This is a genomic window from Streptomyces sp. NPDC034049, assembly GCF_055575575.1.
This window is the reverse complement of sequence record NZ_JBVISJ010000023.1, coordinates 74,552-86,880: the sequence shown is the minus strand read 5'-3', so window position 1 is coordinate 86,880 and position 12,329 is coordinate 74,552. Positions and strand designations below refer to the sequence as shown.

Sequence of the window (12,329 nt, the reverse complement as noted above, 5' to 3'; positions counted from 1 at the left end):
AGAAGAACGAGAAGCAGGGGAACCATAGTTATCAACCTCCGTCGCTCCTCGTGCCCGGCAAATGCGAGAACACACGGTCGATTTCCTTGGTTTCTTCACTGCTTTTGCGGGCACTCAACCCAGTTCCTCCACGGCGTTCACTTCGCCACCGGGCCGGTGGGCGGCTGCCGGTCAGCCGGCTCCACGCAGAGTGTCCTCAGGACGGAGTACGGGACACAGCGGTCTCACTTCCGCCACCCCGGTCGGCACACCCTGGTGACCGGATGGTGGGGTACTGGAACAACGCGCCTTGCCGCTGAAATGGAGCCCGGGTCCAGGCTGAGTACGGCCTGCCGGTGTCCGCACGTCGCCTGCGAGCGATCCCGAGCACGGCGTGGTGGACGCCGTCTCCTTTGAGGCGACAGTCGCGGAGGATCTTCCACCTCTTGATCCGGGCGAAGACGTGCTCGACGCGAGCGCGGACCTGCTTGTGGTACTTGCTGTGGTCCTCTTCCCAGTCCAGGAGTCCGCTCTGGCCTCGCTCCCGGCGGTGCGGGATGACGAGCCCCGTGCCCCGGTAACCGGCATCGGCGATGAGGGGCTTGCCGACACCGCGGACCAGCACAGCCCCGTCCTCCAGCGGAAGGCTGCAAGGCCGGCCTCTGCGGACCGCGTCCGCACCCTCGCGCCGCGGAACCGTCACCAGCTTCCCGAAAGGGCTCGGGCTGAGCCCGGTGAACGGGGGTGTTCAGGACGGCTCCGACGCCGTGATCACACCAGCCACAGCAAGATCATCTCAGCCGCCTATCATCTGATCCAAAGAGACGAACAACCGTCGAGGGGGCGTAGCGATGGCCGCAGCACGAATGGCAGCAACAGTGCTGGTCACATGGGCCGCGCTGATCGCGCTCCTGCTCGCGCCGTCGCCCCTGCCAGAGCATTGGCGGTACTACATCTACTCTCCAGCGAGCGTGGGCTTGTGGCTGCTGGCCATGTGCGTCGCACCCGTCGTGGTCTGTATCGTCAAATGGCCCTGGATCAAGTCGGGCAACGGGTGAGCCCCGGCATCTACACCCGCCTCATCGACGCCCTCGCCGCGAGCGGGCTGACCGGGCCCGGCCACGAGCAGCTGCGATACACGCCCCACGATTCTCGAAGAATCGTCGTGACCGACGCTCTCCGCTCCGGTCTGCCCCCGCACATCGCCGCCCGCACCAGCGCCACCGGCCGGTCGACACGACCCTCGGCTATGCCGCGATCTATCCCGAGGACGCCATCAACCACCACCGGTCCTTCATCGCCCGCCGCCGGGCGTTATGGCCCGGGGGAGGAGTGCCGAGCCCACCGCAGCTTCGCGGGCTCGTAGAAGCTCGCCGCCATGCGACGCAGGCGCGGTATCCCTGTCCCAGCACGACGCGCTGCGCGAGGGCCTTGAGCAGCGGGACGTCGATCAGTGGGCGGCCCAGTACGGGGCAACCTGGACGGTCCTGACCCGACATCCTGCCCCGGTTCAGCCCGGCCCGGCGCGCCTCCGCGCCCCGCACCCGGCCGACTCTCCCGCTGGACCTGCTCGACGAATGGACGCCTGCGCTCGGGGTGTTGAGGAGAGACCCATTGACCGGTGCCCGGCGAATATGTGTGACCGCCGTGGCGGTAGTGGCGGCCCTGGCGGGCTCGCCCGGACTGGCAGGGGCTGAACAGCCGCACGACACGGGCTCGTTGAGCGCGAGAGACGCCAGCCCGATTCCGCCGGGGTGGCGGATCGGCGGACAGCCTGGGGCGCGTGAGCTCGTCTGGCGTGCGCCCGAGCGCGTGCCCACCGGAGACGCGCGCGTCGAGTTCCGCTCGGGGGACCGGCTGCTCGGCGCGCCGAGGGACGCGAAGGACGGGCGGACCTTCCGTCTCGCCCTCAACGAGACGCGACCGGAGCAACTGACGGACCTTCGAGTGACGGCCCCGGGGGCGCCGGCTGGACGTGGGGGCGGACGAGCTACAGGGGCAGGACGCGAGCACGGCACGTCTCCCCGCGCAGGCACCGGCGAACAGCGTCGATCCGGGGAGGCCCGGCTCGTACCGCACGGTCACCGGGCAGTACGACCTCGACCGGTACGCCTGCCCGGGTACGCCACCCCGATCGAGATGCGCGCCCAGGTGGTCGCGCCGAAGGGCGCGACTGCCGGCCGGCCGCTCGCGCTGTTCCTGCACGGCCGCCACGACACCTGCTACAAGCCGGGCTCCGAGGACGACGTGACCCGCGATTGGCCCTGCGCGGACGGCTACAAGCCGATCCCGACTCCGGGCCCCGCTCTTCACGAGGCCACGCGGATCCCGACCGTCCCGTCCAGCCCTCGGCGCAGCCTGCTGTCGGGGAGCGTGATCTACGGAGCCCCGATCGCTGACGTACCCGCTCGCTGACCTACCCGTTCGCTGACGCACCCGCTGACCGTGCGCGGAGCACCGTCGAGCGTGGGCCAGGTAGGGGATCACGCGGGCATTCCCGAAAATTTCATGCGCACAAAGAGACGCGAACCGTCCACGCGCTCACTCGTCTTGGAACGCCCCCGGACGCGCGCTCGCAAGACGTATGGTCACGGTGCATGCGTGCCCGGTGTGTGACCGAACGCGCGTCGGAACACGTCGATGAAGGCGCTGGGGGACGACCATCCGCACTGGTTCGCGACCTTGGTCACCGGGGTCTGCTCGGCCAGCAGGATCAGGGCGTGGTGCAAGCGCAGCTGGGTGCGCCACTGGGGGAAGGTCATTCCCAGATCCTTGCTGAACAGGCGTGAGAGTGTCCGGTCGCTGGCTCCGACCTCCCGGCCCAGTGCGGCGAGCGTGCGGTTGTCCGATGGGTCGTTCATCGGCCTGGGCACGTTCATCTCGCTGTACGCCACCGAGCGCATGGACGGCAGCAGGGCCGCCGGCACGACCGCACTGTTCCTGCTGTATCTGGGAGGTGCGGTGGGCAGTGTTCTCGGCGGTGCGCTGGCCAACCGCTGGGACCGGGTCCGGGTTTCGCGCTGGTCGTACCTGCTGACAGCCGGGTCGATCGCCGGACTGCTCTTCGTCCCGGGCCCGGCCCTCTACCTGTTCGTCGCCCTGACATCGGCCGGCTTGTATGTCCCCTTCTCGCTCCAAGTCACCCTCGGCCAGGACTACCTGCCCTCGCGGGTCGGCACCGCCAGCGGCATCACTCTCGGCCTCACCGTGAGCATCGGCGGCCTGATCAGCCCGGTCATCGGCACGTTGGCCGACCGGACGTCACTCCAGACGGCCCTGACCCCGCTCGTCCTGATGCCCGCGCTGGCCTGGCTGCTGTTCCGGACCCTGCCCGAGCCCCGCCTCCCGTCCGCGTTCGGCACCACCGCATCGCAGGGAGAAGACGCCGATGCCGAACACCCCCGAGTCCCACCCGGCCTGCGCTGAGGACCCGGTCTCCCGGTTCCGCCCCGAGCCGACGGCCGGCGACCCGGAGTTGCCGGCGACGGACCGATACCCGCTGCGGCCCTGGGGCTGCGCGGCCATCCACAGACCGGTCGACCTGGCGCCATTGTCCGTCCACGTCACGTCCACCGGTGAGGTCGGGTACTGGCTGTGGCACTCTTCGCGGGCTCTGGTCCAATCTCTGTGACTCATGACTGTCGGTGATCACTCAGATGCCGAAGAGGGGCTTCCTCGTGTGGAGGGACCGGAGGGTCGAGGACGTCGCGAAGGCGGGTGATGCCGTGGCGCCGCTTCGAGCCGTTCGCAGCGTCGCCCCAGAGTTCGGCGAGTTCAGACCGCTCGGAGGCCACGTGGTCCAGAGCGTCGACGGCGAGCGTTCGAAGGTCTGCGGGCAACTCCGGTCCGCTGTGGCAGGACGGGGCCGATCGGCTTTTACTGGAAGGTGAGGATCACCGGAATAGGCGAGCGAATCGTTTCGCCCGACGCCGGATGCTTCGCCAAGGCAGGAGGCCGTGCCATGGACCCGCCTCTGCGAGAGCGCGACCTACCGCACCTCGTGGTCGACCGCCCGGACCGGCTGCGCGGCCGGGTCTTCGTCCTCGACGACCAGCCGATGCTGGTCGGGCGGGACTCCGACTGCCAGCTCCAGGTGGGCGATCCGGGCGTAAGCCGACGGCACGCGGTGGTGTGGCGGGCCTCGGGCCGGACCACCGTCGAGGATCTCGCCTCCACCAACGGCACCATGCTCAACGGTCACCCGGTGCTCGGGCAGCAGGTGCTGCACTCGGGCGACGTGCTGGATTTTGGGCCCCTGGAGGTGCATTACGAAGAGCGGCGCTCCGCCGACCGGACCGTTCAGGCCCCGAAGCCCGGCGCCGACGGCACGGGCGGTACCTCGGACACCATGCCGGGTTGGGGGCCCGCCCGTGCGCCTGGGCCCGCGCCTCACCGCGCTCCCGGCGCTCCCGGCGCAGGGCCGCCACCCTCCGGCCCGCCGGGCCGCCCGGCACAGCGGGAGTCCGGCCGTACGCCGCCCGGCGGCGAGCGGCGGTTCGACATCGGAGGACAGCAGGCCGACCGGCTGAGCAACGTCGCCGGGGACCAGTACAACTACGTTCAGCAGGCGCAGCGCGAGAGCTTTTTCAGGGAGATCGCCGCCACCCGTACCAGGGCGCGACACCTGATCCTGCTCGGCTTCCTGCTGTTTCTGGTCGGGGGCGGGATCTACGGCTGGGTGATCATTCGATTCATCTCCGGGGCCGACGATATTTCCTCGGGGAGTTCGAACTTCGACTCTTCCCCGGAGCTGCTCGGACCGAAGGTGGCCGGAGTGCCGGTTGGGGCGGTCGGGTTCGCGATGGCGGCTATCGGGACGGTTCTGACGGTCATTGGGATTGTTCTGCACGTCGTGGCGACGTCCCGACGCCGCCGCTTCGAGGATGCCGAGCGGCAGGCGTTCTGGCGGCAGCGGTGAGGAGATGGGCAGCCATGGCCTTCAACATCGGCAACCAGCAGGGCGGCGTGGTCAACAACGTCGCCGGGAACCAGACCGTTCACGATGGCCAGTCGGCCGTCTTCACGGCGGGCGGACAGGAGGTACGCGGCCTGGTCCGGGAACTGAGGGCGTCGATCGAGCGAACGGCGTTGCCGCCGGCAATCGAGCCCGAGGTGCGGGCCGAGCTGGACTCGCTGGACGAGGAGGTCGCCCGGCCGGAGCCGGACCGGGAGGCAGTGGCGGGCCGGCTCGGCCGGATCACCCGGCTGTTGTCCTCGGCGGGTGCGCTGGTCACGGCCGGCACCGGACTGATCGGGCCGCTCGGAGCGCTCGCGGGCTGGCTGGGCGCACTCGGCCAACCGATCTTGCGGGCGATCGCAGGCTGATCGGGGAGGCCGACGGAGAGGGCCTTGCCCCAGGATCGGACAGCTAGCGGATTCTTGCTGGTGGCTGCTGACCACCGAGGAGCCCATGCCCGCATCTCAGTACGCCCTGCAACCCGGTCGGACCTCGAACCCGTCGATGCGGGGCCGGCTTCCCCCAGCCATGGAATCGGGACCGGGATCTAAGCTGGGCACTCCTTCCGCCTCGTCCGAGGAGTAGCGTGCCGCCGGCCTTCGTCCACCGGATCACCAAATACGACCCCGCCGACCGCGACGAGTACGGCCACTACACCGGCGCCGAGGACGCGGTCAGCGACCACGGACCTGTCGAAGCGGCGTACCTGGCGGCGATCGCCGCCTTCGCGAAGGCATCGGACATCGACCGGTTGGAGATCCGCGAACCTGCGGTCACCGGCTTCGCCCACTTCGGTGTGGAGCCACCGGTTGAGGGGCACGGCCTCGGCGGGCTCTTCCCGCCCGACCTCACCGGCTACCACGACGGGGCCGAGGTCTCTCTTCCGGTCGCCCTGGAACTGGTCCGGGCCATGCTCCGCGACCAAGGCGCTTGGTGCCGACTGGAGGTGGGGGATTTGTTCACCGTGCACGTCGGGTGGGACCAGTATGTGTACGTGGGCAGCGACCGGCCCTGTGCGGACGCCGTGGCCCGTACCCGGGAACTCGGCCTCTTCCCGGAACCGCTCACGGCCTCGCCCTACGCGGCCGAGGTCGACGAAGCGGAAGTGACGGAGGCGGCCGACGAGCACTTCTGGAAACGCGTGCACACCGCGCTGGCCTCACGGCATTCCTTGCTCCTCGAGGAAAGCCACGTTCGCAACGCCGCACGCTGGCACCGAATCACGCCGGAGAACCTCGACACAGTGCGCGCCGGTCTCGGCCCACGCGCCTTGCTGACCGTCTGGCCCGACCTGACCCCGGACGTCGGCGCAGTCCTCGCCGCACTGCCCCAGGAGGAATCCATCGCCTTCGTCTGGGAGGCGCAGGACGGGACGATCAGCCACGCGATCGTCGACGACACCGACCACCAGGCGCTCAGCGCCCACGTGGCCGATGCCCGAGCCGCCTGCGCCCTGTCCCTGTCCCTCGCCGAACACCACCCGCTGCTCTGCGCTGCCCTCCCGGACAGCGACGGCGTACTGCGCGCCCGGTGGTGACCCGGTTCGCGCGCCGGGCGAGCCACCAGGCGCTGTGCATCGAAGTTGTCCTGCCGACCAGATGTCGCGCTCAGTCACAACTGAGCGCTTCAGTTGGCCCTTGGGCGGTCTAGTTGGGCCGGGCGTGCGCTGTCGTGCCCGCGGGCGTGATCTCGCTGCTGGTTCAGGTGCCGGTCGCTCGGGCAGAGCGGGACTGGGCGCGCAGCGCAGGCAGCCGGGCGCGGTCGTCCGCTTCGGCGAGGCTCTCACCCAGGGTCAGGAGGGAGAGGAGCCGCACGGGCCGGCCGGTTGTGGCGGCAGCCTCGAGTTTGTGGTGGCCGTCGAGGAGGAAGTGGGTCAGGCCCCAATGCGCGGAGGGATCATCTCCCAAGCCGAGGGACGGCTGGCACACGTCCAGCGTGGCGACAGCCACCGCCGTGGGAACCGTTCCCCGCTCCATGAGCACGATGTACTCCTCGACACGCTCCCGTTCGTTCCAGGTCGGCGGAACCATGGGCACGACGAATTCGTAGAGGTGGGCGTCTGCGTCGACCGCGGTCTCGAAGGTCCGGTAGTACGGGGTGTGCGGGTACTCCGGGAGACCCCAGAACTGGTCGACCCCCCACGACGTGACCTGCTCGCCGCTGAAGTAGTCACCTTCCTTGCCGGGGATGATCAGCCGGGGTTCCACGCTCAGGAGCAGCGGAAGGTACTCGCCCACCGGCAGCAACGCACCGAACGCATCGATCACGCCGCCGTCATCCAGATCGTCCAGTGCACCGGTGAGCCGTTCCTGCATGCTCTCCAGGGACAACTTCTCTCGCGCGGTCTCCAGCCGGCGAAACAGGAGCGGGCACGTTCCGCAGTAGAAGCTGAGCTCGAAGGCAGGCTCGTCGTCGACCATGAGCAATCGGCGCCGCGGCCCGCCGCCGAGTTCCTGCAGTTCCGTCCCGAAGCGCAACCGTGCCTCGGAGGAAGGGACACCGAGATTGCGAGGTTCGCCCGTTTTGATCATCACGGGCTGACCGTACGTGACGCTGTGGATCGGCTCCACCGAGGACTGAGCGCATATCTGACCCGACGGGCCAACTAGAACGCTCCTTACCTTGTTGGCGGGTTGATTCCGGCCCTCCTTACGATCGGGAGGCCCAGGGGCCTGGGTGTGGCTCAGAGGTCCTAACGATGAGCCGAGTTCACGGCTCTGGCCGCAGTTCCGGTGAAGCACAGCGCCAGAGAGAGGTGCCGATCGCTCCGTCTTTCGACCGTAGGGCATGCTGTTGCGGTGAGTGATCCTCAATCAGCATGGCAGGGATGGCTGAACAGCCTGGACATGCCACGGAAGGCTGTCGCGGAGTCGCTGCGTGCCCGGTTCAGCGCCCTCGGCGTGACCGATCCTGTCGATCTGATCAAGTCGGAGGTCTTGGAGGACCATCCGCAGCTCGCGCGATTCGTGTTGCTGCGGAGCCTTTGGCACGGTGCGATCGACAGCTGGACCGAGCCGGGCTCGCTCAGCCAACTGCCCGCCGCGCAACGCCTTCTCGCCGCCGGAGCGGACCGGGAGGACCTTGTCCGCTTGGTCCGAGCCGTTGCCTGTGAGGCGGTGTTCGCGACGCTCGACGAGCTGGATGCAGGCGGCGATGTAAACGTGTCGGGTGTGGAGGCCGGCTGGGTGGTCATGGAGTCGGGCGAAGACGGCTCTCTGACTGGCCGGGCCTTGTCGGGCCTGCATGAAGACCTCCTGACAATGGATCCCAGCGGGCGCGACGGAGCTGACCTCTGGCGATGAGGGCCGTGCTTTGGTCGTGATCCTTGAGCCGTGCCGAGGCGCCCGACGCACCCACATCACGACAAAGGGAGGAAGACTCCACCGTGTTGACGCACATCGATCAAAGCCGCCATCGACACCGTCCTTGCCGAGTCCGCCAACCGCGGACGGCGCCCCACCGTGACCGCCCTCGAACGGCTCCTGGACATCCTGCACGCCACCTTCCACCGGCACTACGCCGACCTGACCGACGCGCACTTCCGGCCCCGCACCCCCCGGTCTCAGCCCGGCCTGCGGTTCCGCGGGAACCCCGGGTCCGACGTACGTACGGAAGCCAACCTGAGCCGACTCCGGAAGAAGACACCGACCTGCGCCCCGCCCTCGCCCTGTACGAGGAGGCCTTCCAGCGGCATCACGGCTTCCGCCCTTGTCGCGTCGGAGCCCCAACTGCCCGGCAGTCGGCTTGGTCACTGGCTGAGTTTGCTGACGTGGTCGGTGTACTCGCGGGGGCCCTCGCCGACCCGCAGCTCGCCGGTCAGTGCGCCGTCCTGGTGTCCCCTTCGTGCTCGATTCCCAGGAGGGCGAGGGCGTTGTGGATGCCCTGTTCGAGGACTTGATCGGCGAGCTGCGGGTCGGCGAGGGCCCGTGAGAGCTGGAGTGTGCCGGCCATCATGGCGTACGAGCTCAGTGCCATGGGGCGCACCGAGAGCGGGTCGTCCGGCGCCAGGCGCGCGGCGATGCCGTCGGCGACCATCAGTACGCCCTCGGTGTAGGCCTGCTTGGTCGGGTGTGTGCAGCGCCCTATCTCGTCGAGCAGGGCGGCGGAGGGGCAGCCGACGTCACGGCTGTCACGGTGCCAGGGGGACAGGTACCAGCGCACGATCTGTTCGAGGCCGGCGCGGCCTGGTTCCGCGTGCGCGACGATAGTCGCGTTCTGGGCCTGCAACTGGTCGGCGATCGTGGTGGCCACGAGGTCGTCCTTGGACGTGAAGTGGGTGTAGAAGGCGCCGTTGGTCAGCCCGGCGTCCTTCATGAGCACCGTGATGCCCGAGCCGTCGATGCCGTCCTCCTTGAAGCGGCGGCCCGCCGTCTCGATGATCCTCTGCCTGGTGGCCTGCTTGTGCTCTTTCCTGTATCGCACCACACACTCCTCTACGCGCCGGGAGGGCTACTCGCCCTCCGACGGCTCCTCCAATGTATTGTATTGTGAACGTAATTCAATAGCCCCGGATTCCGGCACTCTTGCGGCCGGGGCGGGGTCGTGGGCCCCCGGTCTCCGCTGCGCCGGACCACTTGCCTGTCAACCCGCATGCGACTCCGAGGTCGGCCGCGGGCTTCGTCCGCCACGGGAGCCCTCTTGTGCGCCCGGGTCGCACCTGCTTAGTATTATGGACATAATTTAATCGCTCGCGGCTCGGCGTGGTGGATTCCGAGGTGATCGGAGCGAGCCGGAAGCCGCCTGCCTGGGTCGCTCCAGGGGCCGAGAAGGTGATCGAGCGATCCGAGCGGATCGTCGGCCTGGTCCACAACTCCGGCTCGCCTCGTCGAGCGCCAGCCAAGGGCAGCGGCCCCACAGGCCCAGCATGTCTCGCGTGTGCTGCGTGAGCAGACCCGCGAGAACGGACGGGTACCCGCCAACAAGAGAAGGACGTCATGAGCACGTATCTGGCAGACAAGGCCGAGAACCTCACGGTGGAGGGGCCCTCCGCGACCTTCACCTACCGGCGCATGGGTCCGCAGGGCGGTGTCCCGCTGGTCCTGCTGCAGCGTTTCCGCGCGACCATCGACTGGTGGGACCCGGAGTTCCTGGACTACCTGGCCGCCGACCACGACGTGATCGTCTTCGACAACGTCGGCGTCGGCTACACCACCGGTGAGCCGCGCGACTCCATCGACGGATTCGCCGAGGGTGCCGCCGAGTTCATCGAGGCCCTCGGCCTCACGCAGGCCGACGTGCTCGGCTGGTCACTGGGCGGCTTCGTGGCCCAGCGCCTGGCCGCGCGTCGCCCGGAGCTGGTGCGCAAGATCATCGTGGCGGGCAGCGGTCCGAACGGCTGGGTGCCCGGTGCGCCGGAGGCGAGCCAGAAGGTCCTCGGCATCATGGCCAAGCCCGACGCCGACCAGGACGACATGCTGTACCTGTTCTACCCGGAGACGGAAGCGGCCCGCGCCTCAGGGCACGAGCACTTCGCCCACGTCGCGCCCCGGCTCGCCGCCGGTGGCCCCGCGGTCACCGAGGCGACGGCGCAGGGCATGCTCGCCGCGATCGGCCAACTCCTGGCAGCCCCCTTCGACGAGGTACGGGCCGAACTGGAGTCCATCAAGCACCCCGTCCTGTACGCCAACGGTCTGCACGACGTGATGGTCCCCGCCCACGCGTCCTACGTCGCCGTCCAGCACCTGGCCGACGCCACCCTCCTCCTTTACGGCGACGCCGGCCACGCCTTCCTCTTCCAGCACGCCAGGGCCTTCACCAAGCAGGTGGCCGACTTCCTCGCCGCCTGAGCACGCCGACCGTGCCGCCGGTCCCGAACCCCGCCGGCGGCTGGCTGACAGTCGTGCAAGCGCCGCCTCACAGCCGTGAGGCGGCGCTTGCACGACTGGTGACCGGCGTCGCCATTGAGGCTGGGCAGTCGGTGCGTACCCGCGACGTGACAATTCTGGATCGTCGCTTCCGAGTAGTGCACCGTCGCGTAGCTGAGGCCCTCGCCGAAGGCGGACGTGAGGCCCCCAGCCCTGGCCACAGTAGGCCGGCAGCCGTCCGGCAGGGCGGGGAACGTTGAGGGGCAGCCGCCCGCTCGGCTCGATGCGCCCGACCGCGAGCTCGGCGATCGCCCGACCGCCCTGCATCCCCGGGTTGAAGACCTGGTCGGTGGCGTCCGCGCAGAGTTCCGAGGCGGGCAGCGTCGAAAGCTTGCCCCGGATGGACGAGAGGAGGGGCCGGTCGAGCTTCTGAGATCGCCGAGGAGCGCGATCTGACTCCCGATGAGATCCAGCGTCGCCGTGGAGCGGCCTTTTCCGGTCAGGCCGACGGTGTCGCCGACGTCGTCGGCCTGGGACGCCCGACGCGACCGCCATCGCCTCAGCCAGTTCGGCCTCGCCGACCTCGACGGGCAGGACCGGCCGGATGGGGATCAGGCGGCCGATCTGCGCCCAGCGACGGTGTTGCGCAGAAGCATGAGTGAACACCCCGACGGTTCGAGGACGGGGCGAGTGAACACCCCGACGGTTCGAGGACGGGGCGGACGTCGATGACGACGGCGCTCACCGCGTCACCGGCCGGGATGCCTGCGTGTGGGCCCGTGAGCTCAACGCAGCGGAACCCGTGGAAGGTCATGGCCGGTCCGAGGGCGTCTTCGCAGCCGCTCAAGATGCGGTGGTCGGCCGCCAGAGCCGAACGCGGCGGCCGTACGCACAGCTCGCCGTCCTCAAGGACCCAGGTACCGCGCCGTGATGACGGTCCAGCCACTCCGCGCGCACGGAGCTTGAGCCAGCCCCCTATGTTCTGTCCGTACTTGAGGAGAAGGCGCCGTAAGTGTCGCGCCGGGTCCGCCGCGGGTGCGAGTGGGCGATGCGCTGTGCCGGCGGCGCGGGGTCGGGGTTGAGGCGCCCGTTGTCGTAGTCCACGGTGTGGACTCCGGCCGTGGGCTCCGGCCCGGCCGTCGTCCTGGAATCCGGGCGCAGCCAGGCGTCGTCCTCACGCCGGGCATCGATGCCATGACCGCTGTCCAGATCGTCGGCTGTCACCGGTCCGGGGCCGGAGGTCCGCGACTCGCCGATCATGACCAGAGTCTCGCAACCGTCAGCGCAGGTGAGTCGCGCCTGCCCTGGTGGTGCGCTGTGCTGTGCGCCGCGAAGCTCGGCGGAACCCGTGATTCCACAGCTGTGCGTCTCGTTCGGCTCCACCACTTGCGCCCTGATGAAAGTATGGTCATACTTCAATGGTCGACGGGTTGTTCAGAGACCCGCTCCAGGCGGTTCTCCATGAGCCTTCTCTGACCGTCGACTCCGGACTGCAGCCGCGGCCGGGAGACACGGGAACACCGCTCTGCGCCCACTGCGAGGAAGCAGAAATTGGCGCACAGTGGCGGTAACCCACACATCGAAGGGCA

General features: G+C 69.1%; 11 protein-coding genes and 4 pseudogenes. 8 read left to right on the top strand and 7 right to left on the bottom strand.

The window, feature by feature from the left end; translation table 11 throughout:
• Positions 1-352 precede the first annotated feature (352 nt).
• A pseudogene (locus tag ACZ52C_RS39420) lies at positions 353-763 on the bottom strand (transposase); the annotation flags it as partial.
• A gap of 67 nt (positions 764-830) precedes the next feature.
• On the opposite strand from ACZ52C_RS39420, the gene ACZ52C_RS39415 reads away from it, so the two are divergent.
• A complete protein-coding gene (locus ACZ52C_RS39415) occupies positions 831-1,037 on the top strand; it encodes a hypothetical protein (RefSeq protein WP_469079345.1) in 207 nt (68 codons plus the stop codon).
• Between the two features lie 580 nt (positions 1,038-1,617).
• Positions 1,618-2,274, top strand: a pseudogene (locus tag ACZ52C_RS39410) (hypothetical protein); the annotation flags it as partial.
• Between the two features lie 293 nt (positions 2,275-2,567).
• Here the strand turns inward: ACZ52C_RS39410 and ACZ52C_RS39405 are convergent.
• A pseudogene (locus ACZ52C_RS39405) lies at positions 2,568-2,834 on the bottom strand (helix-turn-helix transcriptional regulator); the annotation flags it as partial.
• Between the two features lies 1 nt (position 2,835).
• On the opposite strand from ACZ52C_RS39405, the pseudogene ACZ52C_RS39400 reads away from it, so the two are divergent.
• Positions 2,836-3,405 (top strand): annotated as a pseudogene (locus ACZ52C_RS39400) (MFS transporter); the annotation flags it as partial.
• A gap of 206 nt (positions 3,406-3,611) precedes the next feature.
• Here ACZ52C_RS39400 and ACZ52C_RS39395 read toward each other — a convergent pair.
• Entirely contained in the window at positions 3,612-3,818 is a 207-nt protein-coding gene (locus ACZ52C_RS39395; protein WP_469079344.1) for a DUF4259 domain-containing protein, read from the bottom strand.
• Between the two features lie 161 nt (positions 3,819-3,979).
• Between ACZ52C_RS39395 and ACZ52C_RS39390 the strand changes: the two genes are divergently transcribed.
• From ACZ52C_RS39390 to ACZ52C_RS39380, 3 genes are all read left to right on the top strand, one after another.
• On the top strand, positions 3,980-4,897 hold the full coding sequence (locus ACZ52C_RS39390; protein WP_469079343.1) for an FHA domain-containing protein: 918 nt from the start codon (positions 3,980-3,982) through the stop codon (positions 4,895-4,897).
• A gap of 14 nt (positions 4,898-4,911) precedes the next feature.
• Positions 4,912-5,304, top strand: a complete 393-nt coding sequence (locus ACZ52C_RS39385; protein WP_469079342.1) for a hypothetical protein — start codon at positions 4,912-4,914, stop codon at positions 5,302-5,304.
• A 218-nt stretch (positions 5,305-5,522) separates the two neighbouring features.
• Positions 5,523-6,473, top strand: coding sequence for an RNA-binding protein (locus ACZ52C_RS39380; RefSeq protein WP_469079341.1), 951 nt, complete (start codon positions 5,523-5,525; stop codon positions 6,471-6,473).
• A 163-nt stretch (positions 6,474-6,636) separates the two neighbouring features.
• Here ACZ52C_RS39380 and ACZ52C_RS39375 read toward each other — a convergent pair whose 3' ends face one another.
• Complete coding sequence (locus ACZ52C_RS39375) at positions 6,637-7,467, bottom strand: hypothetical protein (protein WP_469079347.1); 831 nt, start codon at positions 7,465-7,467, stop codon at positions 6,637-6,639.
• A 267-nt stretch (positions 7,468-7,734) separates the two neighbouring features.
• On the opposite strand from ACZ52C_RS39375, the gene ACZ52C_RS39370 reads away from it, so the two are divergent.
• Positions 7,735-8,238 carry a hypothetical protein gene (locus ACZ52C_RS39370; RefSeq protein WP_469079340.1) on the top strand — a complete coding sequence of 168 codons (504 nt, stop codon included), beginning with the start codon at positions 7,735-7,737 and terminating at the stop codon, positions 8,236-8,238.
• Positions 8,239-8,752: 514 nt separating this feature from the next.
• On the opposite strand, the gene ACZ52C_RS39365 is transcribed toward ACZ52C_RS39370, so the two are convergent.
• Positions 8,753-9,361, bottom strand: a complete 609-nt coding sequence (locus tag ACZ52C_RS39365; RefSeq protein ID WP_469079339.1) for a TetR/AcrR family transcriptional regulator — start codon at positions 9,359-9,361, stop codon at positions 8,753-8,755.
• Positions 9,362-9,870: 509 nt separating this feature from the next.
• On the opposite strand from ACZ52C_RS39365, the gene ACZ52C_RS39360 reads away from it, so the two are divergent.
• Positions 9,871-10,722 carry an alpha/beta fold hydrolase gene (locus ACZ52C_RS39360; RefSeq protein WP_469079338.1) on the top strand — a complete coding sequence of 284 codons (852 nt, stop codon included), beginning with the start codon at positions 9,871-9,873 and terminating at the stop codon, positions 10,720-10,722.
• A gap of 577 nt (positions 10,723-11,299) precedes the next feature.
• On the opposite strand, the gene ACZ52C_RS39355 is transcribed toward ACZ52C_RS39360, so the two are convergent.
• Both ACZ52C_RS39355 and ACZ52C_RS39350 read right to left on the bottom strand, forming a co-directional pair.
• On the bottom strand, positions 11,300-11,686 hold the full coding sequence (locus ACZ52C_RS39355) for a family 78 glycoside hydrolase catalytic domain (protein WP_469079337.1): 387 nt from the start codon (positions 11,684-11,686) through the stop codon (positions 11,300-11,302).
• A 29-nt stretch (positions 11,687-11,715) separates the two neighbouring features.
• Complete coding sequence (locus ACZ52C_RS39350) at positions 11,716-12,000, bottom strand: hypothetical protein (RefSeq protein WP_469079336.1); 285 nt, start codon at positions 11,998-12,000, stop codon at positions 11,716-11,718.
• Positions 12,001-12,329: the final 329 nt, after the last annotated feature.

Excerpts from the sequence above, each read along its gene's own strand:
- ACZ52C_RS39350 (WP_469079336.1), bottom strand. The coding sequence starts at position 12,000 with ATGATCGGCGAGTCGCGGACCTCCGGCCCCGGACCGGTGACAGCCGAC.
- ACZ52C_RS39375 (WP_469079347.1), bottom strand. The coding sequence starts at position 7,467 with ATGATCAAAACGGGCGAACCTCGCAATCTCGGTGTCCCTTCCTCCGAG.
- ACZ52C_RS39385 (WP_469079342.1), top strand. The coding sequence starts at position 4,912 with ATGGCCTTCAACATCGGCAACCAGCAGGGCGGCGTGGTCAACAACGTC.
- ACZ52C_RS39415 (WP_469079345.1), top strand. The coding sequence starts at position 831 with ATGGCCGCAGCACGAATGGCAGCAACAGTGCTGGTCACATGGGCCGCG.
- ACZ52C_RS39360 (WP_469079338.1), top strand. The coding sequence starts at position 9,871 with ATGAGCACGTATCTGGCAGACAAGGCCGAGAACCTCACGGTGGAGGGG.